This window comes from Pseudomonas sp. S5D5, from assembly GCF_003013355.1.
GTDB classification, from domain to species: domain Bacteria; phylum Pseudomonadota; class Gammaproteobacteria; order Pseudomonadales; family Pseudomonadaceae; genus Aquipseudomonas; species Aquipseudomonas aylmerensis.
The window spans coordinates 6,764,252-6,788,855 of record NZ_PTEO01000001.1; the positions used below are offsets into that span (position 1 = coordinate 6,764,252).

General features: G+C 61.8%; 21 protein-coding genes. 13 read left to right on the forward strand and 8 right to left on the reverse strand.

Translation table 11 applies throughout. The features are described 5' to 3' along the window. Positions 1-15: 15 nt before the first annotated feature. The 11 genes from C9990_RS30910 to C9990_RS30965 all read left to right on the forward strand — a co-directional run bounded on the left by C9990_RS30910 (position 16) and on the right by C9990_RS30965 (position 12,714). Positions 16-336 carry a DUF2388 domain-containing protein gene (locus C9990_RS30910; protein WP_065902866.1) on the forward strand — a complete coding sequence of 107 codons (321 nt, stop codon included), beginning with the start codon at positions 16-18 and terminating at the stop codon, positions 334-336. After that, a complete protein-coding gene (locus C9990_RS30915; RefSeq protein ID WP_106805524.1) occupies positions 333-2,294 on the forward strand; it encodes a DUF4105 domain-containing protein in 1,962 nt (653 codons plus the stop codon). The genes C9990_RS30910 and C9990_RS30915 overlap by 4 nt, the downstream gene beginning before the upstream one ends. 316 nt (positions 2,295-2,610) lie before the next feature. After that, positions 2,611-3,918 (forward strand): CitMHS family transporter, encoded by a 1,308-nt coding sequence (locus C9990_RS30925; RefSeq protein WP_065902853.1) that lies wholly within the window; start codon positions 2,611-2,613, stop codon positions 3,916-3,918. A gap of 64 nt (positions 3,919-3,982) precedes the next feature. Beyond that, entirely contained in the window at positions 3,983-4,750 is a 768-nt protein-coding gene (locus C9990_RS30930) for a TerC family protein (RefSeq protein ID WP_014716354.1), read from the forward strand. Between the two features lie 210 nt (positions 4,751-4,960). Further along, positions 4,961-6,619: a Na/Pi cotransporter family protein gene (locus C9990_RS30935; protein ID WP_065902852.1), complete on the forward strand. Its 1,659-nt coding sequence runs from the start codon at positions 4,961-4,963 to the stop codon at positions 6,617-6,619. Between the two features lie 57 nt (positions 6,620-6,676). Then, positions 6,677-8,059: a pitrilysin family protein gene (locus C9990_RS30940; protein WP_106805526.1), complete on the forward strand. Its 1,383-nt coding sequence runs from the start codon at positions 6,677-6,679 to the stop codon at positions 8,057-8,059. A 72-nt stretch (positions 8,060-8,131) separates the two neighbouring features. Next, positions 8,132-9,163: a DUF5924 family protein gene (locus C9990_RS30945; RefSeq protein ID WP_065902848.1), complete on the forward strand. Its 1,032-nt coding sequence runs from the start codon at positions 8,132-8,134 to the stop codon at positions 9,161-9,163. A 54-nt stretch (positions 9,164-9,217) separates the two neighbouring features. Next, complete coding sequence (locus tag C9990_RS30950; RefSeq protein ID WP_065902846.1) at positions 9,218-10,366, forward strand: ABC transporter permease; 1,149 nt, start codon at positions 9,218-9,220, stop codon at positions 10,364-10,366. Beyond that, complete coding sequence (locus tag C9990_RS30955; RefSeq protein ID WP_065902844.1) at positions 10,363-11,166, forward strand: ABC transporter ATP-binding protein; 804 nt, start codon at positions 10,363-10,365, stop codon at positions 11,164-11,166. Before C9990_RS30950 ends, C9990_RS30955 begins: the two co-directional genes overlap by 4 nt. A gap of 1 nt (position 11,167) precedes the next feature. Continuing rightward, complete coding sequence (locus tag C9990_RS30960; RefSeq protein WP_065902843.1) at positions 11,168-12,106, forward strand: MlaD family protein; 939 nt, start codon at positions 11,168-11,170, stop codon at positions 12,104-12,106. Next, positions 12,103-12,714 carry an ABC-type transport auxiliary lipoprotein family protein gene (locus C9990_RS30965; protein WP_106805527.1) on the forward strand — a complete coding sequence of 204 codons (612 nt, stop codon included), beginning with the start codon at positions 12,103-12,105 and terminating at the stop codon, positions 12,712-12,714. Before C9990_RS30960 ends, C9990_RS30965 begins: the two co-directional genes overlap by 4 nt. A gap of 80 nt (positions 12,715-12,794) precedes the next feature. Here the strand turns inward: C9990_RS30965 and C9990_RS30970 are convergent, their stop codons facing one another. The 5 genes from C9990_RS30970 to C9990_RS30990 all read right to left on the reverse strand — a co-directional run bounded on the left by C9990_RS30970 (position 12,795) and on the right by C9990_RS30990 (position 17,176). Next, on the reverse strand, positions 12,795-14,024 hold the full coding sequence (locus C9990_RS30970; protein ID WP_065902841.1) for a nucleoside recognition domain-containing protein: 1,230 nt from the start codon (positions 14,022-14,024) through the stop codon (positions 12,795-12,797). A gap of 95 nt (positions 14,025-14,119) precedes the next feature. Next, positions 14,120-15,451, reverse strand: a complete 1,332-nt coding sequence (gene gltP / locus C9990_RS30975; protein WP_065902840.1) for a glutamate/aspartate:proton symporter GltP — start codon at positions 15,449-15,451, stop codon at positions 14,120-14,122. Positions 15,452-16,178: 727 nt separating this feature from the next. After that, positions 16,179-16,643 carry an inhibitor of vertebrate lysozyme family protein gene (locus C9990_RS30980; protein WP_106805528.1) on the reverse strand — a complete coding sequence of 155 codons (465 nt, stop codon included), beginning with the start codon at positions 16,641-16,643 and terminating at the stop codon, positions 16,179-16,181. A 2-nt stretch (positions 16,644-16,645) separates the two neighbouring features. Further along, complete coding sequence (locus tag C9990_RS30985; protein WP_003170804.1) at positions 16,646-16,810, reverse strand: DUF1328 domain-containing protein; 165 nt, start codon at positions 16,808-16,810, stop codon at positions 16,646-16,648. Between the two features lie 81 nt (positions 16,811-16,891). After that, positions 16,892-17,176, reverse strand: coding sequence for a hypothetical protein (locus tag C9990_RS30990; protein WP_106805529.1), 285 nt, complete (start codon positions 17,174-17,176; stop codon positions 16,892-16,894). A 377-nt stretch (positions 17,177-17,553) separates the two neighbouring features. Here C9990_RS30990 and algB point away from each other — a divergent pair, with 377 nt between their 5' ends. Together algB and C9990_RS31000 are read left to right on the forward strand one after the other, a co-directional pair. Next, the gene (gene algB, locus C9990_RS30995) at positions 17,554-18,900 is read left to right on the forward strand and encodes a sigma-54-dependent response regulator transcription factor AlgB (protein WP_064053131.1); all 1,347 of its coding nucleotides are present in this window, start codon (positions 17,554-17,556) and stop codon (positions 18,898-18,900) included. 7 nt (positions 18,901-18,907) lie between these two features. After that, on the forward strand, positions 18,908-20,695 hold the full coding sequence (locus C9990_RS31000) for a KinB sensor domain-containing domain (protein WP_065902832.1): 1,788 nt from the start codon (positions 18,908-18,910) through the stop codon (positions 20,693-20,695). A gap of 131 nt (positions 20,696-20,826) precedes the next feature. Here the strand turns inward: C9990_RS31000 and C9990_RS31005 are convergent, their stop codons facing one another. The 3 genes from C9990_RS31005 to C9990_RS31015 form a co-directional block, all read right to left on the reverse strand. Beyond that, positions 20,827-21,603, reverse strand: a complete 777-nt coding sequence (locus tag C9990_RS31005; RefSeq protein WP_106805530.1) for an N-acetylmuramoyl-L-alanine amidase — start codon at positions 21,601-21,603, stop codon at positions 20,827-20,829. An 88-nt stretch (positions 21,604-21,691) separates the two neighbouring features. Beyond that, the gene (locus C9990_RS31010; protein WP_106805531.1) at positions 21,692-23,725 is read right to left on the reverse strand and encodes a GGDEF domain-containing protein; all 2,034 of its coding nucleotides are present in this window, start codon (positions 23,723-23,725) and stop codon (positions 21,692-21,694) included. Next, a complete protein-coding gene (locus C9990_RS31015) occupies positions 23,722-24,600 on the reverse strand; it encodes an endonuclease/exonuclease/phosphatase family protein (protein WP_065902826.1) in 879 nt (292 codons plus the stop codon). Before C9990_RS31015 ends, C9990_RS31010 begins: the two co-directional genes overlap by 4 nt. Positions 24,601-24,604: the final 4 nt, after the last annotated feature.

Sequence of the window (24,604 nt, forward strand, 5' to 3'; positions counted from 1 at the left end):
TTTCGGAGTCATTCCATGCGTAGCCCGCTGATCGCCGCCACCCTTGGCCTGCTGTTGTTGGCCGACGTTGCCCAGGCGCATACCTTGGTGGCCACCAGTAACATCATTGTTCGCGCCTCTGGCCGCACCATTGATTTCACGTCGGACACCACCACCTCCATCCGCGACTCCAAAGTCGTGCGTGAAGCCCACGATGACGCAGCAAGTTTCGTCGCCACCAACGGCGAGATTCGCGGCGCGCAGCTGGAAGCGGCGTTCGACACCCTGCGAACCCGCGTGCCGGAAGCCCGCGATGCCAGTGACCAGACCCTCGCCGAAGCTATCCTCGCACTGTGAGGCGACTCGCCGCCTGGCTCCTGGCCGGGGCTGTGCTGCTGTGTGCCAGCGCAGCCCAGGCCAGCCTGCAACTGCAGCTCAAGACCGATGGCTTGAGCCCAGCCCAACAGCAGGCCAGCCAGGCATTGCTCGATGAAGCGATGCGCTCCTTGCCGCCACGTTTTATCGAGCAGCTGGACCGGCGCATCGATGTCGGCTGGACCGACAAGATGCCCGAAAACGCCTACGGCCAAGCCTCCCTGGTGTCCGAGCTGGACCTCAACCGCAACCTGCTCGCCAGCCTGACCGACGGCAGCGCCGCCACCCAGAAAACCAACCGCCCCCACGGCACTGTGCGCCGGGAAATGCTCGCCACCGTGCTGCATGAACTCACCCACATCTATGACCGTGCGCGCCTGTGGTCCAAGGACGAGCGCGCGCTGATCCAGCGTTGCAGCCGCCAGAACAACATCACCGGCCTGATCGGCCTGCCGGATCAATGCCGGGGCCAGAATGACCGGCGCTTCACCCTCAGCGATGACCCGCGCCTGCTGGATCTCGCCGGCTGGCCGCAATACGTCGGCCGTCGCGGCGAACGCGAACAGCACAACCGCCAGGTCGCGCGCAGCCCGGACATCTACGAAACCACCAGCCCGCTGGAATTCGTCGCGGTCAACATGGAGTACTTCCTCCTCGACCCAAGCTACGCCTGCCGGCGCCCCGCGCTGTTCCGCTATTACAAGGAACACTTCGGCTGGGCGCCACCCGAACAGGACACCTGCGCCAAGACCTACGCTTTTCTCAACGCCGGCAACGATTTTGCCAAGACCCCGCTGGGCCAGGTTGATCCGGAACGGGTCTACGAAATCGACTACCTGCTGGCCGAAGCCAACCAGAACCTGGTGAGCCGCTGGGGGCACAGCATGCTGCGCCTGGTGATCTGCGCGCCCGGCCGCCCGCGTGGTCCGGATTGCCGGCTCGACCTGGACCAGCATTTGGTGCTGTCCTACCGGGCCTTCGTGGGTGACGTACAGCTGTCGAGCTGGGACGGCCTGGTGGGCAAGTATCCGTCTCGCCTGTTTGTGTTGCCGCTGGCCCAGGTGATTGACGAATACACCAAGACCGAGCTGCGTGGCCTGGCCTCCGTGCCGTTGAAACTCAGCCGCCAAGAGATCAACGACACCGTCGAGCATGCCGCTGAAATGCACTGGAGCTATGACGGCAACTACTATTTCCTGTCCAACAACTGCGCGGTCGAAAGCCTGAAACTGTTGCGCAGTGGCAGTGCCAACCCGCAGCTGACCGGCCTGGACAACATCACTCCCAACGGCCTGCTGGAAGTGCTGCAGGCGCGTGGCCTGGCCGATACCAGCGTGTTGAATGACAAACGCGAGGCCATGCGCCTTGGGTATCACTTCGACTCCTTCCGCGAACGCTACCAGGCGATGTTCGACGTGCTGCGCAAGCACCTGCCGATCAAGCAGACCCAGGTCGAAGACTGGCTGTCCCTGAGTGCCGAGGAGCGCCGCCAGTGGTTTGCCCAGGCTGACCTGCGAACCAGCGCCGCCCTGTTGCTGCTGGAGCAAGCGAGCTTTCGCAAACAGTTGATGCTGGCCCAGGACGAAGTCAAACAACGTTATCTCGGCGCCCGCGAACTCAAGAATGGCGGCATGGAGAAAGCCAACGCCACGCTGCAACAGATTCTCGCCAACAGTGGCTTCCTCAGCCGCCCGGCAGAACTGCTCGGCAGTGGCGGCTACGGCCTGCCGCAACCGTCGGAGTCCAAGCGCCTGGAGTCGGAAAGCGCCGAGCGCCAGAAACAGCTGCAATCACTCACCGGCGAACTGGATAAAGAGGTGAGGGCGCTGCTGGAGCCTTCCCGCGCAGCTGAAATTGCCGCCTGTGAAGCCAACCTCAAGCAGGTCGGCGAACATTTGCGAGCGCTGCATAAAGCAGCGGGCGGCCTGGAACTGCCCTGACAGCTTCACGGCAAACACCCTTCAAATGTGGCAGCTGGCTTGCCAGCTCCCACATTGGCGCTGTGTAAATCTGACGACCGTGTATCTACCCTCCATCAACTGTTTGCCCAGCGAAAGCTGGCTGAAAGCTTCCCCGTCTAGGATCGCCCCCACTGCCGGCAACAGACCGGCTGTTAACAACAACAATGGTGATTCCCGATGTCCGCTCGTACCCGCCTGTTCGCCCCGACTCCACCCGTAAGCCACGTGCCTTTCGTTCTGCGCTGACCCCACCCGGTTCGCCATTCCCTAGCCGCGCTACGCCTGGAGTATTCCTATGCTGACTTTCCTTGGCTTTGCCATGGTCATCACGTTCATGTTCCTGATCATGACCAAGCGCCTGTCCGCGCTGATCGCCTTGATCATCGTGCCTATCCTGTTCGCGCTGTTCGGCGGCTTTGCGCCGGAGATCGGCCCGATGATGCTTGCGGGCATCACCAAACTCGCGCCGACCGGCGTGATGCTGATGTTCGCCATCCTCTACTTTGCCCTGATGATCGACTCCGGCCTGTTCGACCCGGCCGTGCGCAAGATCCTCCAGATGGTCAAGGGCGACCCGTTGAAGGTTTCCGTGGGCACCGCCGTGCTGGCCCTGGTCGTGTCGCTGGACGGTGACGGCGCCACCACTTACATGATCTGCGTGGCCGCCATGCTGCCGCTGTACCAGCGCATCGGCATGAGCCCGCGGATCATGGCCGGCCTGATCATCCTCGCCGGCGGCGTGATGAACATGACGCCCTGGGGTGGCCCGACCGCCCGCGCCGCCAGTGCGCTGCATGTGGACCCTTCGGATATTTTCGTTCCGATGATCCCGGCCATGGCCGCCGGTGTGATCGCGATCCTGGTGATCGCCTATATGTACGGCAAGCGCGAGCGTGCACGCCTGGGCGAACTGCACCTGCAAGGGGACGAGATCGACCACAGCGAAATCAGCGTGTCGCAATACCCTGACGCCCGCCGTCCGAAGCTGATCTGGTTCAACGGCGCGCTGACTTTTGCCCTGATGTGCACCCTGATCGCCGGGCTGCTGCCATTGCCGGTCCTGTTCATGGTGGCGTTCAGTATCGCGATGATCGTCAACTACCCGTGCCTGCAAATGCAGAAAGACCGCGTCGCCGCCCACGCCGGCAGCGTATTGGCAGTGGTCGGGCTGATCTTCGCCGCGGGTATCTTCACCGGCATCCTCTCCGGCACCGGCATGGTCGATGCGATGTCCAAGAGCCTGCTGGCCGTCATCCCCGATGCCATGGGCCCTTACCTGGCGGTGATCACCGCACTGGTGAGCATGCCGTTTACCTTCTTCATGTCCAACGATGCGTTCTACTACGGCGTACTGCCGGTGCTGGCCGAAGCCGCCAGTCATTACGGCATCACCGCCGTGGAGATGGCGCGTGCCTCCATCGTTGGCCAACCCGTGCACTTGCTCAGCCCGCTCGTACCGTCGACCTACCTGTTGGTGGCGTTGGCCGGTATCGAATTTGGCGATCACCAGCGCTTCACCCTCAAGTGGGCAGTACTGGTATGCCTGTGCATAATGTTCGCCGCGTTGCTGATGGGGATTTTTCCGCTGTTCAGCACTCTATAATCGTACCGACTCACCGCGCGGCGCTGCAGCTTGCGCGGTTTAACACTTGCTCAAAGGAATACACATGGAATGGCTGACCAATCCGGAAATCTGGATTGCCTTCTTCACCCTGACGGCCCTCGAGATCGTCCTGGGCATCGATAACATCATCATGATTTCGATCCTGGTCAGCCGCATGCCCAAGCATATGCAAGCGCGCACCCGGATCTTCGGCCTGGCCCTGGCCATGGTCACGCGCATCCTGCTGTTGCTGTCGATCACCTGGGTCATGCAACTTACCGCCGACCTGTTCGTGGTATTCGGCCAGGGCATTTCCGGGCGCGACCTGATCCTGTTCTTCGGTGGCCTGTTCCTGCTGTGGAAAAGCTCCCAGGAGATGTACCACGCCCTGGAAGGTGAAGACGAAACCCACGACGAGCCGAAGGGCGCCGGTGGCAAGTTCATCTACACCATCATCCAGATCGCCATCATCGACATCGTGTTCTCCCTGGACTCGGTAATCACCGCCGTGGGCATGGTCTCGCACGTGCCGGTGATGGTGGCGGCGATCGTGGTCGCGGTGCTGGTGATGATGCTGGCGGCCGGCACCATCAGCGAATTCATCGACAAGCACCCGTCGCTGAAAATGCTCGCGCTGTCGTTCCTGCTGGTAGTGGGTACCGTGCTGATCGCCGAATCCTTCGACGTGCACGTGCCAAAAGGCTACGTCTACTTCGCCATGGCGTTCTCGCTGGCGGTGGAAGCGGTGAACATCAAGATGCGCACTGCCATCGCGAAAAAGAAGAAACAGCAGGATCCTGTGAAACTGCGCAAGGACATTCCGGGTCAATAAACCTGACCCGCTGCTGAAAAGGGGCTTTCGAGCCCCTTTTTTCCCTCTGCAAAAAGCTGATTTCATGACAGTTTTATTTCAATCACGACTTTAGCTATGCGATGCTGGCGCACAGCCCATTCGCCAACTACAGCTTAAGTACAAGACGTAGAGCGGCACGCGGCAATTCTCATTTGCTCTTTTTGAGCTAACCCACACGGGGGGCCGAGCATGCTGACCTTGCTCAATCTGCTTTCCGCCGTGACCCTGCTTATCTGGGGCACGCATATCGTCCGTACCGGCATCCTGCGGGTCTACGGCTCTAACTTGCGCCAAGTCATCGGGCAGAACATGTCCAAGCGCTGGCTGGCGTTTGTCGCCGGCATCCTGGTGACCGCCATGGTGCAGAGCAGCAACGCCACCGCGATGCTGGTGACTTCTTTCGTGGGCCAGGGCCTGATGGGCTTGATGCCCGCGCTCGCGACCATGCTCGGCGCCGATGTCGGTACCGCGTTGATGGCGCGGGTGCTGACGTTTGACCTGTCATGGCTGTCGCCGCTGCTGATTTTTCTCGGGGTGATCTTCTTCCTGTCACGCAAACAGACGCGGGCAGGGCAGTTGGGCCGTGTAGGCATTGGCCTCGGGCTGATCATCCTCGCGCTGCAGCTGATCGTTGAGGCCGCCGGGCCGATTACACACGCCCAGGGTGTGAAGGTGCTGTTCGCCTCGCTGACCGGCGACATCCTGCTCGATGCCCTGGTCGGCGCCTTGTTCGCGATGATTTCCTACTCCAGCCTGGCGGCCGTGTTGCTGACCGCGACCCTCGCCGGCGCCGGCGTGATCGGCCTGCACGTGGCCATCGGCCTGGTGATCGGCGCCAACATCGGCAGTGGTGTGCTGGCCTTCCTCAGTACCAGCATGCAGAACGCCGCCGGTCGCCAGGTGGCGCTGGGCAGCCTGTTGTACAAATTGATCGGCCTGCTGCTGATCATCCCGGTACTCGACCCGCTCGTATTGTGGATGGACGGCCTGGACTACAGCGCCCAAGGCATGGTTATCACCTTCCACCTGCTCTACAACGTCAGCCGCTGCCTGATCCTGCTGCCGAGCATCGGCCCGATGTCGCGCTTGTGCGCCTGGCTGCTGCCGGAGCGCGAGGAGGTCAATGGCACGGCCAAGCCGCGTCACCTTGACCTCGCCGCGCTCACCACCCCCAGCCTGGCACTGGCCAACGCCGCACGGGAAACCCTGCGCCTGGGCGACCTGATCGACAACATGCTCACCGCCATGCAGGAAGTGCTGCGCGGCAAGCAGACCGCCATCACCCAGGAGATGCGCAGCCTCAGCGACGACGTCGAGTCACTCTACAGCGCGATCAAGCTCTACCTGGCGCAAATGCCGCGCGAGGACCTCAGTGAGCAGGACAGCCGCCGCTGGGCCGAGATCATCGAGCTGTCGATCAACCTGAAACTGGCCGGCGACCTGATCGAACGCATGCTGCGCAAAGTCCAGCAGCAGAAAACCTCGCAACGCCGGCAGTTTTCGGAGGTCGGCCTGGAAGAACTCAGCGGCCTGCACAGCCAGTTGATCGCCAACCTGCGCCTGGGCCTGTCGGTGTTCCTCAGCGCCGACCCGGAAAGCGCCCGCCAACTGCTGCGCGAAAAGCGCCGTTTCCGCGCCCAGGAACGGCGCCTGGCCCACGCCCATGTCAGCCGCCTGCAACGCAAAGTCGTACAAAGCCTGGAGACCAGTTCCCTGCACCTGGAGCTGATTGCCGACATGAAGCGTCTGAACTCGTTGTTTTGCAGCAGTGCTTATGTAGTGTTGGAAACGTCCGACACCGGCGCGCTCTCCGCCGAAGATATTGCCGACATCACGCATTCACCCTGAACGGATGATGGCGCGTGAAGTCAGTTAAAACTGACCTCACACGCCAGGAAGCTTGTTATGCGTCGCCTGTTATTCGCTTGCCTGCTCATGGGTTCCACCCATGCCTTTGCCTTTGACCGCCTGCAAGTCGAGGGCTACACCTTGCCCAATGGCCTGCAATTGCTGCTCAAGCCGGGCACCGAGCGCGGGCACGTGGCGATCCGACTGGTGGTCGGTGTAGGCCTGGATGACTTCAGTTGCGAAGACAAGGAGCTGCCGCACCTGCTCGAACACTTGCTGTTCAGCGGCCTCGACGGCGGCGGCGAAGGCGAACTGGAAGACCGCATGCAGGCCCTGGGCGGCGAGTGGAACGCCTACACCAGCAATGCCGACACCACCTTCGTGATCGAAGCCCCCGCGCAAAACCAGCGCAAGGTGCTCGACCTGCTGCTGGCGATCATCACCCGCACCGAACTGACCGACGCCAACATCCAGGCAGCCAAGCAGGTGGTGGAGCGCGAGGACGGTGGTCATTACTCACACCTGCAACGCCTGCTCGACCGCCAGGACCTGGGCCACACCGCAAGCAATCAACTGGCCGTCGAACTGGGGCTCAAATGTGCCGAACGCGCCGAGGTCAATCAGCTGACTCGCGACCAGTTGGAGAACCTGCGCAAAAACTGGTACGCGCCCAACAACATGACGCTGATCATCGTCGGCGACCTCGACAAACTGCTGCCCGCCTACCTGGAGCGCACTTACGGCCAACTTGAGCCGGTGGAGCCCAGCGAGCATCTGGCGCTGCCGGACATCCAGCACGCCGCCGCCAGCCATCGCGAGCTGATCCACGGTTGGGTCGGCGACAGCGCCAAGCTGCACTGGCTGTTCCCCGAGCCGGTGCTGGATGACCAGCATGATGAAACCTACGACCTGCTCAAGGACTACCTCGACTGGGCGCTGTACCGCCAACTACGGCTCAAGCACGCCTTGTCCTACGGCCCATGGAGCGAGCGCGAAGTGCTCGGCGGCGTCGGTTTCCTCAGCCTGAATGCCGACCTCGAGCGAGAAAATCTCCCCGAAGCCGAACACGTGCTGCAAGCGCTCAAGGCGCAACTGCTCAAGGACGGCCTCGACCCCGCCGTGTTCAGTCGCCTCCAGCAGGCCGCCGTCGCCCGCCAGGCCTGGGCCGTGCAGGGCAACAGCGCCTTGGCCGATTATTACTGGAGCGCCTCGGGCGATTACCACAATGGGCACTTCAGCGACCCGGTCAAACGGATCAAGGCCGTGAGCCTGGATCAGACGAACCAGGCGATGCGTGAGGTCTTCAAGCAACCCGGCTACTGGCGCATCGAGAAGCCGCTGCTGAGCTACGACATGCTCAGCTGGATCGGTGCCGGCCTGCTCGGGCTGATCGCCATTGTGTTGATCGGCGTGCGGGTTTATCGCAAACGAGTCGCGTAATGAGGCACCGAACCCAGGGCTAAGACGTTATTCTGTCTGGGATTTTTTCCTACAAAGACTGCGAACTGCCGAATGCCAAACCTGACCCGTCTTATCCAGCGCGTCCTCGAACTGATGAAGCGCTACCCAGGGGTGATTGCACTCGGCGGTTTTATCTCGGGTGTGTGCAGCTTCATCCTGGTGGACCGCCAGCAGGGCATGGCCAGCTGGATCGCAGTGATCATGCTGGTGAGCTGGCTGTGGTTGATGCTCGAAAACAGCTTTACCCAGCTGTTCACCAAAGTCTTCAAGCGCGAAATCCCCGAACCCTTGCTGCGCTACGCGACCCAGATGATCCACCAGGAAAGTCTGTTTTTTGTGCTGCCGTTCTTTTTCGTCACCACCGCCTGGAATAGCGGACAGTCGGTGTTCACTGGCCTGCTCGGCGCTGCAGCGCTGGTGTCGATCACCGACCCGCTCTACTACAAGTGGCTGGCGCCCAAGCGCTCGCTGTTCCTGGCATTGCACACCCTGACCTTGTTCGCCGCGCTGCTCACCGCGCTGCCAATCATCCTGCATTTGACCACCGCCGAAAGTTACAAGCTCGCCCTCGGCGTGGCCATGGCGTTGTCGATTCCAAGCCTGGCGGTAAGCCTGCCGCTGCGCAGCCTCAAGGGCTGGGCGATGCTGCTGGGGGTAACCGCCGCTATCGGCTGCGCCGGTTGGTTCCTGCGCAGTTGGGTGCCGCCGGCCACCCTGTGGATGACCGAAGTGGCCATCAGCACACAATTGCAAGACCGCACGCCGGGTGACGATCTCAAAGAAGTCACCGCCGCCCAGCTGCGCAGCGGCGGGCTGTACGCCTACACGGCGATCAATGCGCCGCGCGGGCTGGATGAGCGCATTTACCATGTGTGGAAATTCAACGGCAAAGAAGTCGACCGCATCGCCCTGGATATCCACGGCGGGCGCAAGGAAGGCTATCGCGCCTGGACCCATAAGCAGAATTTCCCGGCCGACGCGGTGGGCCGCTGGCAAGTACAGGTGCTGACCGAGGACGGGCAAGTGATCGGCGTGCTGCGCTTCAAAGTGGCGGACGCAGCACAAACGGACAACCCAAAGTAGGCCGGATCGTGCTATTACGTAGCAATTGTGGATAGCCAGACAAGCTCGGAGCTTATGACCAGCAGCACAACGGCCGGCGCCGCCCATCTCGATACGTCTACCGCCCCTCCGTTACTCAGGATTACGGGGGACTGGACGCTTGCCCACTACGCCAGCCTGAAAAAGCTTTCCGACAAACTCGACGGCCAATATGACGCCGGCGCGCGCATCGACCTCAATGGCCTCGGCGCCCTGGATACTGCCGGTGCCTCGCTGCTGGTGGAGCTGCTGGGGCCCGACCGCATCGAGCAATCCGCCGAACAGACCGACTGCAGCCTCAGCGCTGCCGACCGCGCGCTGCTCAAGACCGTCTACCGTTCCCTCAATGACTTTTGTGTGCCAGACAAAGCCCCGGAAGAAACCGCCGGCATCCAGGTGCTGGCGCGTATCGGGCGCGCGGTGGACACGGTCTGGCAGGACAGCAAGAAACTGCTGGGCTTCATCGGCCTGATCCTCGAAACCTTCGCCCGCGGCATCTTCCGGCCCAAGCGCTGGCGCCTGACGCCGATGGTAGCGCACCTCGAACAGGTCGGCCTCGACGCCGCCCCCATCGTCGCCTTGCTCACCTTTCTGGTCGGCGCCGTGGTGGCGTTCCTTGGGGCCACGGTCCTCAAGAGTTTTGGCGCGACGATTTTCACCGTGGACCTGGTGGCGTTCTCGTTCCTGCGCGAATTCGGCGTGCTGCTCACTGCGATCCTGATTGCCGGCCGCACCGCCAGTGCCTTTACCGCACAAATCGGCTCGATGAAGGCCAACGAGGAAATCGATGCGATCCGCACCCTCGGCCTCGACCCAATGGAGCTGCTGGTGTTGCCACGGGTACTGGCGCTGCTGGTGGCACTGCCGATGCTGACGTTCCTGGCAATGCTCTCGGGCATCGTCGGCGGCGGCGTGGTGTGCGCGGTGGCCCTGGATATTTCGCCGGCGATGTTCCTCTCGCTGCTGCAATCGGACATTGGCGTACAGCACTTCCTGGTGGGTATGGTCAAGGCGCCGATCTTCGCCTTCCTGATTGCCGCCATCGGTTGCCTGGAAGGCTTCAAGGTCAGCGGCAGCGCCGAATCGGTCGGCGCCCACACCACCTCCAGCGTAGTGCAATCGATCTTTGTGGTGATCGTGCTGGATGCGGTCGCCGCGCTGTTCTTCATGGAGATGGGCTGGTGAGTCGTCTACACCGTGCGCCCGCCGAGGCGGTGATTGAGGTGCGTGGCCTGTGCAATCGCTTTGGCAAACAGAGCGTGCACGAGAACCTCGACCTGGACTTGTACAAGGGCGAGATCCTCGCGGTGGTCGGCGGCTCCGGCAGCGGCAAGTCGGTGCTCTTGCGCAGCATCGTCGGCCTGCGGCGCCCCAGCGCGGGCGAGGTGCGGGTATTCGGCAAGAACCTGCCGAGCTTGTCGGAACACGAGCGCTCGCAGGTGGAACGGCGCTTCGGTGTGCTGTTCCAGAAGGGCGCGCTGTTTTCCTCGCTGACCGTGACCGAGAACGTCGCGCTGCCGTTGATCGAACACGCCGGCCTCAGCCGCGCCGACGCCGAGCACCTGGCTGCCGTCAAGCTGGCCCTGGCCGGGCTGCCGCTGTCGGCGGCCGACAAATACCCGGCGTCGCTGTCCGGCGGCATGATCAAGCGCGCCGCCCTGGCCCGCGCGCTGGCGCTAGACCCGGACATCCTGTTTCTCGACGAGCCCACCGCCGGCCTTGATCCGATCGGTGCGGCGCAATTCGACCAACTGATCCTGACCCTGCGCGATGCGCTGGGCCTGAGCGTGTTCCTGGTCACCCATGACCTCGACACGCTGTACACCATCACCGACCGCGTGGCGGTGCTGGCGCAGAAGAAAGTGCTGGTGGCCGATGCCATCGATGTCGTCTCGGAAACGGACGACGCCTGGATTCACGAATACTTCCACGGCCCCCGGGGCCGCGCGGCATTGGATGCCGCTCAACCGCTCAACGAGGTATGACATGGAAACCCGAGCCCATCATGTGATGATCGGTCTGTTCAGCGTGATCGTGGTGGTCGGCGCGATGCTGTTCGGCCTGTGGCTGGCCAAGTCCAGCGTCGATACGGCCTTCCAGGATTACGAAGTGATCTTCAACGAGGCGGTCAGCGGCCTGTCCCAGGGCAGTTCGGTGCAATACAGCGGGATCAAGGTCGGCGATGTGATCAGCCTGCGCCTGGACCCCAACGACCCGCGCCGGGTGCTGGCGCGCATCCGCCTGGCCGGCCAGACGCCGATCAAGGAAGACACGCAGGCCAAGCTCGCCCTGACCGGCATCACCGGCACCTCGATCATCCAGCTCAGCGGGGGCACGCCACAAAGCCCGGAACTCAAGGGCAAGGACGGTAACCTGCCGGAGATTATCGCTTCGCCATCGCCGATTGCCCGCCTGCTGAATAACAGCAACGACCTGATGACCAGCATCAATCTCCTGCTGCACAACGCCAACCACATGTTCTCGCGGGAGAACGTCGAACGCCTGAGCAACACCCTGGACAATCTGCAGCAAACCACCGGCGCCATCGCCGACCAGCGCGGCGATATCAAGGTGGTGATGCAGCAACTGATGCAGGTGAGCAAGCAGGCCAGCGCTGCGCTCGAGCAAACCACCACGCTGATGCGCAACGCCAACGGCCTGCTCAACGACCAAGGCAAACAGGCCTTCGGCAGCGCCGAGCAGGCGATGAAATCCCTGGAGCAAAGCACCGCGACCATCAACACCTTGCTGACCAACAACAAGGACTCGGTGAACAGCGGCATGCAGGGCCTCAACGAACTGGCGCCGGCCGTGCGCGAACTGCGTGAGACCCTCGGCTCGCTGCGTGCCATCTCTCGCCGCCTGGAAGCCAACCCCAGCGGCTACCTGCTGGGCAGCGACAAGAACAAGGAGTTCACGCCATGAAGCGTGCTTACCAACTGATCATTCCCGTGGCCCTGGCGCTGGTCAGCGCATGCTCGATATTGCCCAAGGCCGACCCTTCGGACGTATACCGCCTGGCCTCGAGCCAGACCGCGAGCCAGAGCACCCCGGTGAGCTGGTCGCTGCGCGTGAACAAGCCGCAGACCAGCGAATTCCTCGACAGCCCACGCATTGCCGTGGTGCCCAATGGCGACCTGATCAGCAGCTACGCCAACTCACGCTGGAGCGATCCGTCGCCGGTGCTGCTGCGCAATCGCTTCATGGATGGTTTCCAGCGGGATGGCCGAGTGACGCTGCTAAGTACCGACGACACCAACTTGCAGTCCGACTATGAGTTGGGCGGGCAATTGCTGGCGTTCCAGAGTGAATACCGCGGCAGTGCGGTGGAGGTGGTGATACGCCTCGACGCACGCCTGGTACGCGGCAGTGACCAGCGCATTATTGCCAGCCGCCGCTTTGAAATTCACCAGTCGGTAAGCGACACCAAGGTGGCGGCGGTGGTGGCCGGGTTTGGGCAGGCGGGGGATCAGTTGAACAAGCAGGTGGTGGATTGGGTGGTGCAGCAGGGCAATGCAGCTCCTAAACGCTGAGAGCCTCTTCGCGGGCAAGCCCGCTCCCACATTTGAACGGTGAATACATTCCGAGTGGGAGCCGGCCTGCGATAGCGGTATCAGCCAAAGAACCAATAGCACACCGCAATCGCCGCCACCACGCCGGCCAACTCCGCCAGCAGCGCACACCCCACCGCATGCCGCGCGCGCTGGATGCCGACCGAGCCGAAGTACACCGCCAACACATAGAAGGTGGTCTCGGTACTGCCCTGAATCGTCGCCGCCACCAACGCCGGGAAGCTGTCCACGCCCTGTGTCTGCATGGTCTCGATCAGCATCGCCCGTGCGGCGCTGCCTGAGAACGGCTTGACCATCGCCGTCGGCAACGCGTCGACAAAGCGTGTGTCCATCCCGGTCCAGGCGACCAGATGGCGAATGCCTTCCAGGCCGAAATCCAACGCCCCGGAAGCGCGCAGCACGCCCACGGCGCACAGCATCGCCACCAAATACGGCAGCAGGTTCTTGGCGACGTCGAAGCCTTCTTTGGCGCCTTCGACAAACGCCTCGTACACCTTGACCTTGCGCAACGCGCCGATCACCAGGAACAGCATGATCAGGCCGAACAACGTGAGGTTACCGAGGATCGACGACAACCCCGCCAACGCGGTGGCAGACAATGTCGCCAGCAATGCCATGAAACCGCCCAGCACCAGCGCGCCCGGAATCAGGTACGCCAGCACCACCGGATCCCACAGCCGCAGCCGCTGCATCACCGCCACCGACAGCAGGCCCACCAGGGTCGACGCGCTGGTCGCCAGCAGGATCGGCAGGAACACCAGCGTCGGGTCCGCGGCGCCTTGCTGGGCGCGGTACATGAAGATCGTCACCGGCAACAGCGTCAGCGAGGACGCGTTGAGCACCAGGAACAGGATCTGCGCGTTGCTCGCGGTGTTGGGGATGGGGTTGAGTTCCTGCAGCGCCTTCATGGCCTTGAGGCCGATGGGCGTCGCAGCGTTGTCCAGGCCCAGGCCATTGGCGGCGAAGTTGAGCGTGATCAGGCCGATGGCAGGGTGACCGGCGGGCACCTCCGGCATCAGGCGACGAAACAGTGGGCCGAGGGCCTTGGCCAGCCAGTCGACGATCCCGGCTTTTTCGGCGATGCGCAGAAAGCCCAGCCACAACGTGAGCGTGCCGAACAGCAGCACCATCACTTCCACCGACAATTTGGCCATGGCGAAAATACTTTCCACCATCGCTGCAAAAATCCCGGCGTTACCGCCGACCAGCCATTGCACCAGTGCTGACACCATTGCCACGACAAAGAAGCCAAGCCACAGGCCATTGAGCATCAGTTGAATCCCCCGAAAGATGGGGCGAATGATAGCGGGGCTGGCAGAAACGACAAACCCCGGATTTCCCGGGGTTTGTTCAGATCACGCCTGCATCAGCCGCGGCTGGTCTCGCCGGCCGGCAGCGCCTGCTTGCTGCGCCAGTGCGGCAGGGAGTTCCAGTAGCGCTCGCCCTTGGCGTCGTCGTACATGCCTTCCCAACGCGAGATCACCAGCACGGCCAGCGCGTTGCCGATCACGTTGAGCGCGGTGCGCGCCATGTCCATGATGCGGTCGACACCGGCGATGAACGCCAAACCTTCCAGCGGAATACCCACGCTGCCCAGGGTGGCCAGCAGGACCACAAAGGACACGCCCGGCACGCCGGCGATGCCTTTGGAGGTGACCATCAGGGTCAGCACCAGCATCAGTTGCTGGCCGATCGACAGGTCGATGCCATACAGCTGGGCGATAAAGATCGCCGCGATGCTCTGGTACAGGGTCGAGCCATCCAGGTTGAACGAGTAGCCGGTCGGTACTACGAAGCTGCAGATAGCCTTCGGCGCGCCGTAGGCTTCCATCTTCTCGATCACCCGTGGCAGCACGGTTTCGGAACTGGCGGTGGAGTAGGCCAGCACCAGCTCATCCTTGAAGATGCGCATCAGCTTGAGGATCGAGAAGCCGAACAGGCGTGCGATCAAGCCCAGCACCGCGAAGGCGAAGAACAGGATGGCCACGTAAACCAGGATCACCAGCTTGGCCAGCGGCAGCAGGGAGGCGAAGCCGAAGTTGGCGACAGTCACCGCGATCAGCGCGAATACACCGATAGGGGCGTATTTCATGATCATGTGGGTGACTTTGAACATGCTCTCGGACACGCCCTGGAACATGGTCACCAGCGGCTCGCGCAGCTCCGGCTTGAGGCTCGACAAACCGAGGCCGAACAGCACGGAGAAGAAGATGATCGGCAGCATTTCGCCACGGGCGACGGCGGCGAAGATGTTCGACGGGATCAGGTTGAGGATGGTCTGGATAAACGCATGCTCATGCTGCACTTCGGCAGCGGTGGCGGTGTACTTGGAGATATCGACGGTGCCCAGGGTACTCATGTCGATACCGGCACCGGGGTGGAACAGGTTGGCCAGCAACAGGCCGACCACGATGGCGATGGTGGTGACCACTTCAAAGTAAAGGATGGTTTTGACACCGATACGCCCGAGCTTTTTCGCGTCACCGACCCCGGCAATGCCGACGATCAGCGAAGAAATCACAATCGGGATCACGATCATCTTGATCAGGCGGATAAAGATATCGCCCGCTGGCTGCAACACATTGCTGATCCACCAGGCCTTTTCAGCACTGAAATGGTTGAGCACTGCACCGATTGCAATCCCCAGCACCAAACCGATGAGGATCTGCCAGGCGAGGCTTAGCTTTGCCTTCTTCATGTCATTACCCTTACTTCAAGTGGACTTAAGGCAAATGCGCCAGCTGGAACGCTCGAGAGCGAAAAAGTGTGTGCATCTGCCTCCATGGAAGGTCACCGCAGCGTGGCCGAAATGGCTTACTGGCAGGCGAAAAAAGGCGCAACTATTCCGATGCAAGGGGGCGACGTCTAATGCCGTAAACGCCTACCCTATGCCGAATCGGCATGGCTTTTTTTCATAATAACTGTCTGATCGGTCAGTTCAAATGCGACATTTTGGCAGGTGAACATGCCGTGAACCGGCCAATTCAGGCTCGCTCAGAGATTCAGGACGACTTCAGGTCATTGGCAAAAATGCCTGGAAATTCATAGGCGTCGTGTCAGAAATGTCCTATAGCGAGGGCAAAACTTTCTCGATAGATGGTCGCTCGTACACACCAAGTAATGGTTAAGTGCAGGCAGAAAGGAAATTCTCGGCTATGAGCGGTATGAGGAGGGAAGTAAGCAGCGTAAGCCCGCCGCAAGTTCAGCAAGCTTGAGGACTTGTGAACCTGCGTCGCAGCTTTTCGCCTGACCCGGCCCTTGCGCAGGCACTCCCTGTACCCGTAGGTCACGCCGATCTCGATTGATCAGAGCAACCCGGCCCCCTGGTCATGCCTCACCCGTGGCGAGTGAGGCAGACAGAAAGAAGCGAGGGGCTTCTTTCTATGGACGCTGATCCCGCAGACGACAAGCGCGTCAGACGGAACCTAGTACCAATTCGGATCTTTCTTCAGCTGTTCCATCAGCAGCTTCTGCATGCCTTCATCCGGCTTACCGATAAACCGGTAATCGGCGTGCCGAGTCGGCGACTTGTCCGCCGGCAAGCCGGCAGGGACTTCGACCAACATGGCGTAGGCATCATCCTTGTCGAAGCTGAAGGCAACGATCAGGCGCTTGTTCAGGCATGTGTCTGCGGTTTCACAGAGCGGCCCGACCAAGTACTTTTCGCCATCTTCTTCCATGGCATTCATTTGTTCGGCCGTGCCTGACAGGTTCATCACCCATTCAGGCAGGCGCTCTTCTTTCTTCACCACGCTTTGCCAGGTCTCACGGTATTGCGGGTCCGCGCTGAGCAGTTCGTTGGCCCGGGATTGACCGTCATTGGCGGCCATCGCCAGGCCGCTGCCGCCCAGGAGCAGGGCGGCAGCCATGGCTTTAAAGGAAGTGGTCATGTTCAGCCTCGGCCGCGACGACCAAAGAAGAACGAAGCGATGAACATCACCAGGAAGACGACAAAGAGAATCTTGGCGATACCCGTGGCGGTGCCCGCGATACCACCGAAGCCCAGGACTGCAGCCACAATGGCGATGATCAGAAATGTGATTGCCCAACTCAACATGGTGATTCTCCTTAAGCTTCTTTTAGAGGTAACAACGGTAGTGCGGTACGGACGCTCAAAACGAGCCCCCGACGTTCTTGCCTAGAACACCCAACGCTCTTGGGTTGGCAGCTCGCCCAGGGTTGAATCCTGGTCGGCTACGCGCAATTGCGGGGCTGTCACATCGGCAGTCACGCTACCGACGGATCGAAAATGCGTCTGGGTCATCACCGGACGTTCGAATTGCGGGGTCTGCTGGTGACTCTGCTGCCAATGCTGAAACTGCTGGCCTGCAATCAGCGTGACCATCAAGGCCAGGCTGGCAAACAGACCTTGTTGCAAGCGCAGTGGCGATACACGCAGTTGGTTGAGGCTTTGGCGAGTCATGCTGCATTTCTCCCGCATTCTGATTATTCGTTGGGATAGCTATTGCAGAGCGCATGCCAGCTTTTTTGCAAAATAAAACTCAATAAAATCAATAGGTTAAATATATGCGTTAGGGCAATCGCCTAGCATCCTGCACGATGCCCCCCTGTACGCCGTGCGAAATGCACGATGGTCAGTGGTCGGGTCGAGGGATAGAAAGCAGAGGGAATGTTGCCGAAGGGGCAAGACGGCATGAAAACGCCATCAGGCAGGGCTTTGTAGGACACCGCGCAGATAGCTGCACGATGCTGCCTATTATCGATCAGAATAGACCATGCAACTTGCCCGATTATTCCGGGACTAAACACCATCATTCATAGTTAAGGAGCGCGGGACAGATGGAATCAGCCAAGGAACTTCAAGGCCGCATTCTTTTAGTGGATGACGAATCCGCGATCCTCCGCACCTTCCGTTATTGCCTGGAAGATGAAGGCTACACCGTGGCCACCGCCAACAGTGCCGCCCAGGCCGATACCTTGATGCAGCGCCAGGTATTCGACCTGTGCTTCCTCGACCTGCGCCTGGGCGAAGACAACGGGCTGGATGTGCTGGCCCAAATGCGCATACAAGCACCGTGGATGCGCGTGGTCATCGTGACCGCCCATTCGGCAGTGGATACCGCCGTGGACGCGATCCAGGCGGGTGCGGCCGATTACCTGGTCAAGCCCTGCAGCCCCGACCAATTACGCCTGGCCACCGCCAAGCAACTGGAAGTGCGCCAACTCTCTGCACGCCTGGAAGCATTGGAAGGCGCAGTGCGCCAGCCCAAAGACGGCCTCGATTCCCACAGCCCCTCGATGATGGTGGTACTGGAAACCGCGCGCCAAGTGGCCGGCACAGATGCCAACATTCTGATTCTCGGCGAGTCGGGTACCGGTAAAGGCGAGCTGGCCCGGGCCATTCACGGCTGGAGCAAGCGGTCGAAGAAGTCCTGCGTGACCATCAACTGCCCTTCGCTGACGGCAGAGTTGATGGAGAGCGAGCTGTTCGGCCATAGCCGGGGTGCGTTTACCGGTGCCAGTGAAAGCACCTTGGGCCGCGTCAACCAGGCAGACGGCGGCACGCTGTTTCTCGACGAGATCGGCGATTTCCCCCTCACCTTGCAACCCAAGTTGCTGCGTTTTATCCAGGACAAGGAATACGAGCGCGTGGGCGACCCGGTCACCCGCCGTGCCGACGTGCGGATCCTGGCGGCCACCAACCTGAACCTGGAAGACATGGTGCGCGACGGCCGCTTCCGTGAAGACTTGCTCTACCGCCTCAATGTGATCACCTTGCACCTGCCGCCGCTGCGCGAGCGCAGCGAGGACATCCTGACCCTGGCCGACCGTTTCCTGGCACGCTTCGTCAAGGAATACGCACGGCCGGCGCGCGGTTTCAGCGATGAAGCGCGTGAGGCGCTGTTGAACTATCGCTGGCCGGGCAATATCCGTGAGCTGCGCAACGTGGTCGAGCGCGCCAGCATTATCTGCCCACAGGAAAAAGTCGAAATCAGCCACCTCGGCATGGCCGAGCAGCCGACCAACAATGCGCCGCGTATCGGCGCGGCACTGAGCCTGGACGAGCTGGAGAAGGCCCATATCGGCGCTGTCCTCGCCACCAGCGACACCCTGGACCAGGCCGCGCGCACCCTGGGTATCGACGCCTCGACCCTGTACCGCAAACGCAAACAGTACAACCTGTGAGCACTCTATGAAGCTAGCGATGAAACTGCGCACTCGTTTGTTCCTGAGTATTTCTGCGCTGATTACCGTCGCCCTGCTGGGTTTGATCCTGGGTCTGGTGAGCGTCATGCAAATGGCCAAGACCCAGGAGTCGTTGATTCGCAGCAATTTCATCACCCTGGACCTGGGCCTCAAGCTGCGCCAGAGCCTGGGCGACCAGTTGATCATGATGCTCGAAGAGCCGCCGGACCCGGAGGCCCTGCAAGCCTCCAAACAGCGCTATTTCGACTTGCTGGACCAAGGTATCGCCCATGAACAGCGCGACGGTCACGGGACCGGATTCAGCCAGGCACGAGGCCAGTACCAGGCATTGCTGGAGGCATTTGACCAATCCCAGCAAGCAGAACCACCGCCGGGTACCAAGGAAAAGCTCACCGAAACCTTCAATGTGCTGCGCAACGGGCTGATCAACGAGCACAAGCAAGCGCTGGAAAACATCAGCAACAGCGAGCACAAGTCCCGTGAGCGGGCGCTATTGATCGCAGGTTTACTGGGGCTGGTGGGGCTTGCGGTATTGATCATCGGATTTGTGACCGCGCATGGCATTGCCCGGCGATTTGGCGGGCCGATCGAAGCGCTGGCCAAGGCGGCGGACAAGATCGGGCAGGGCGATTTCGAAGTGACGCTGCCAATCTCATCGGCGGCAGAGATGAACCAGCTGACCCGTCGCTTCGGCATCATGGCCGAAGCCCTGCGCCAACATCAGGCAACCAACGTCGATGAACTGCTGGCCGGCCAGCAACGCCTGCAAGCCGTGCTCGACAGCATCGACGATGGCCTGCTGATGATCGATCGCCAGGGCCGCCTGGAGCACCTCAACCCCGTCGCCCAGCGCCAATTGGGCTGGGATGAAGAACGCCTCGGCCAAGGCCTGGGTGAAGCACTGGTGCGCCCGGAACTGGATGAACAACTGCAATTGGTGCTGCGCGGCGGCAACCTGGAGCGCGCTCCGGACGACCTGGAAGTGGAAGTCGAAGGCGAGCTGCGCCTGCTGACCTATAGCCTGACGCCCGTCAGCCATACTCAGGGGCATATCCTCGGTGCCGTGATGGTGTTGCATGACGTCACCGAACAACGCGCCTTCGAACGCGTGCGCAGCGAGTTCGTGTTGCGCGCCTCCCATGAGCTGCGCACGCCGGTGACCGGCATGCACATGGCGTTCGGCCTGTTCCGCGAGCGCGCGAAATTTCCGGCGGATTCGCGCGAAGCGGACCTGCTGGATACGGTCAATGAAGAAATGCAGCGCCTGATGCAGCTGATCAACGACTTGCTCAACTTCTCGCGGTACCAGAACGGCCTGCAAAAACTCACCCTGGGCGCGTGCGATGTCACCGACTTGCTTGAACATGCGCGTGCGCGCTTCGTCGAACCGGCCAACGCGCAACGCATCGAACTGCTGGTAGAAGCCCAGTCCGACCTGCCGCGCTTGTATGCCGACCAGGCACAACTGGAGCGCGTACTCGACAACCTGCTCGGCAACGCCCTGCGCCACACCGCCGAAGGCGGGCAGATCCGCCTGCAGGCACGTCGCCACGGTGAGCGGGTAATAATCAGTGTCGAGGACAACGGCGAAGGCATCGCCTACGGACAGCAAGGGCGGATCTTCGAACCGTTCGTACAGGTGGGCCGCAAGAAAGGCGGCGCCGGCCTGGGGTTGGCGCTGTGCAAAGAAATCGTGCAACTGCACGGTGGCCGCATGGGCGTGTACTCGCGGCCAGGGCAGGGCACACAGTTCTACATGGCGTTGCCGCTGTAACCTGTCCGGTCACGGCAAAAAAGTGGGAGCGGGCTTGCCCGCGAAGGCGGTGGATCAGTCCATGCATTTAATGACTGACACACTGCCTTCGCGAACAAGCCCGCTCCCACATTTTTGAATCGGTTAACACCTTAACTGCGGTTCAAGGCCCGCAGGATCGCAGCACTTTCGGCGTCCGGTGTGCCATCAAACAGCGATGGCCTGAAGTGCATCTGGAATGCCGCGATCACATGCCGCGTGGCGACATCCAGCTCGCCGGTCTGCGGTGTCTGGTAGCCCAGGCGCGCCAGCTCTTCCTGGAACCACGTGATACTCGGTAGATCCGCGGCGTACTGCACCTGGAATCGGGCAACAGCCTGCGCGTCCGGCCAGACCCCCAACCCTTCAGCGGCGAGTCGCTTCCACGGGAACAGCGGACCCGGATCCAGCTTGCGCAGCGGCGCGATGTCGCTGTGGCCAATGATGTTCTTGGGGTCGATGCCATTGCGCTTGCTGATGTCCTTGAGCAACACCACCAGCGATTTCACCTGGGCTTCGGAGTAGGGGTACCACAGGCGACCGGTCGGTGTGTCCTTGTAGCCGGGGTTCACGATTTCAATACCGATTGAACTGGAGTTGAGCCAGGTCCGGCCCATCCACTCGCTTTCCCCGGCATGCCATGCGCGCTGGCTCTCGTCGACCAGCTTGTAGATGGTGGCAGAGGCGTCATCGCCGATCAGGTAATGGCTGCTGACCTGGCCGTGGGTGAGCAGTGCCAGGGAGCGTTCAAGGCCGGTCGAGGTGTAGTGGACAACCACGAACTGCACGCGGTTATCGTGGTTCACCGAGGGGTGAGTGGTGTCCAGGCGCGGGCCACTGGCGCAGCCCGCGAGTAAAAGGAACAAAAAGGCGAAGTACAGGGATTTCATGGCAGAAGGCATTACGCTGAAGACGATAATGCAACAGTGTAACGTACCGTTTGTGGCTCGGCGGTCAAATTACAAAATGGAACATCTTTTACGCCGCCTGCACCTGGTTGCGCCCCGCAGCCTTGGCCCGGTACAACGCCGCATCCGCACGCTTGAGTGCCAGGTCACTGCGCTCGCCCGCCTGGAACTGCGCGACGCCCATGGACACGGTGATCGTCACCGGCTCGCCCTTGAAGTGAAACGGGCACGCCTCAATCGCTGCGCGCAACGCATCGCCTGCCGCCACGGCCTGTGCCAATGAGGAGTCCGGCATCAGCAACACAAACTCTTCTCCGCCAAAGCGTGCGATAAAATCGTTCGGCCGCAGGCGCTTGCGCAGCACGTTGGCGATGATCTTCAGCACCTTGTCGCCGGCCAGATGGCCGTAGCCATCGTTGATGCGCTTGAAGTGATCCAGGTCGAGCATCGCCAACGACAGGTTGTTGCCGCGCTGGTGCCAGAGGTTGACCTCCAGATCGAGGCGCTCGCTCCAGGCTGCGCGGTTAGGCAGGCCGGTGAGTGGATCGATCAAGGCCTTCTGGCGTTGCACCTCCAGGTGTTCGCGATAGCCCTGGGCCTCCTGCTCCATATTGGCGACCCGCTCGGCCAGCCCTTTCAAGCGCGCGGCCACTTCCTGCTCGCGCTGGTCGCGTTGCTGCTGGTGCTCGTCCATGGTGCCGAGCAAGCCTTCGAGGTGGCTTTCCAGCACGTGCTTGAGGCTGTCGAGGTCGGCGGCGTCCTGCACACTGCTTTGCAAGCCGTCGACCTGTTCGCGAATCTGCGTGTCCAGCTCACGGGCAGCGGATCGGCTGTCTGCATGCCCGTCGCTGGCGACCTGCAAATGCCCCTGGAAGGCTTCGAGGCGCTCGTTGAGCTGCTTGAGGTACGCCTCGAACTCATGCTGGCCGCTGTCGGTGATCGCCAGCATCAGCACGGCCAGATCATCGAGAATCGGTAGCAGTTCGTACCAGTTCAGGCCATGGGCCAGGCGCTCACGCATGGCTTCGGCCTGGGGCCTGTGGCGCTCGGGCAAGGACAGGTCTTCGAGCAGGCCGAGCAGGGTGTCTTCAATATGTTTGGCGACGGAGCTATAGGACGGCTCCGGCGAGTCCGGCAGGGAATAGGCGGCATCCGCTTGCAACTCGTCGGGATCGGGCTCGTCGGGCTCCAGCACAGGCGGCAGCGACAGACTGCCGATAGTGGTTTCGTCCGGCGCCTCGACCTCATCCGATGGCACGTCGATAAAAGCCGCGAGGGCGCTTTCGGGAGCGGGTTCTTCGCTCTGCGACTCGGGCTCCCTGGGCACCACGGGCGCGTCAACGGGCGGCGCCTCAGGCGGGGCCCCGAAGGCCAACGTCTCACTGGGCGCCTCGACAACGCTGGCCGGCGCGACGGGTTCAGGGGGCGGGGCAACCGCCTCTTGCGGCTGTGGCGCAAAGGCCCGCAAGGCCTGGGTGAGTTCCTCGGATTGCTCGGGCTCCTGAGCCACGGCGACCGGCTTGGCTGCAACAGGCGGCGGGGCCGGCTCGCTGGCCGCCGCTTCGTTGGCCGTCTCCTTGGCGCCGAACAGGCGCTGCAACAACCCGGGACCTGGGCGCGTGGTCTCGCCGTCCGGTTCCAGATTATCCAGCGCCTGCCCTTGCAAGTTGCTCAGCTCGCTGAGCAGCAAGGGGATCTCACGGGCCTGGCTGACACGCCCGTCCAACTGCTTGGCGAAGGTCTTCAGCGGGCGTGCGACCTCACGCGGCAGTGGCAGCTTTTGCAACTGCGCGACCAGGGAGGTCAGCGCAGTGCTCATCTGGTCCACCCGGGTTTCGCGGCGCTGCTCCGAATCCAGCACGGCTTTTTCCAGGCGCGGCAGCAAGGCCGCGAGGGCCGCGTCCATATCATCGCTACGGACAACGTCGCGCATTTCCTTCATGCATTGATCGACCGCACGGTCGGTGCCTTCAGCGGCCAGCGTGCTGCGCACCAGCCCACGGCGCAACAGGTCGAGGCGCGCAGCCCAGCGGCGTTCGAGCTTTTCTTGTTGCTCGATACTCTTCAGGTATTTTTCTTTCCAGCGCTGGGCGTCGTCGCTCATGCAAGGGGTCCGCGAGGGCCGGGGCTCAACGCGGGCAATGCATCAGCCGTGAGCGAGCCCGGCAGACGAATCTCTACCGCGACCGGCAGGTGATCGGAGATGGGCTGCGCCAGCACCTTCACGCTTTCCAGCGTGAGGGTCGGGCTGAGCAGGATATGGTCAAGACAGCGTTGCGGGCGCCAGCTGGGGAACGTGGCTTCGGCTTGCGGTGCCAGTAGCCCAAGGTCGCGCAACGGAGAATTCTGTAGCAGGTCGTTGGCATGGGTGTTCATGTCACCCATCAACACCTGGTGTTTGTAATTGCCAATCAACTCGCGGATGTAGGCCAGCTGCATCGTGCGAGTGCGTGCACCCAACGCCAGGTGCATCATCACCACCACCAAGGCCTCAGGCCCTTCGCCAAAACGCACGAGAATCGCCCCGCGCCCCTTGGGGCCCGGCAGCGGATGATCTTCGATGGCGGATGGTTTCAAGCGACTGAGCACGCCATTGCTGTGCTGCGCCAGGCGCCCCAGGTTGCGGTTGAGTTGCTGATACCAGTAGGGGAAGGCACCGAGCTGGGCCAGGTGCTCGACCTGGTTGATGTAGCCGGAGCGCATGCTGCCACCGTCGGCTTCCTGCAGGGCAACCAGGTCGAAGTCATGCAACAGGTTGCCGATCTTCTGCAGGTTGCCGGCACGCCCATTGTGCGGCAGCAGATGCTGCCAGCCACGGGTCAGGTAGTGCCGGTATTTCTCGGTACTGATCCCCACCTGGATATTGAAGCTGAGCAGGCGCAAGCGGCTGTCTGCCGGCAGGCCTGTGGATTCCAGGTGATGTTCGTTGACCTGCGGGTCATGCAGGCCAACAACGCGTTCGGTACCCCAGCGGCGCATGGCG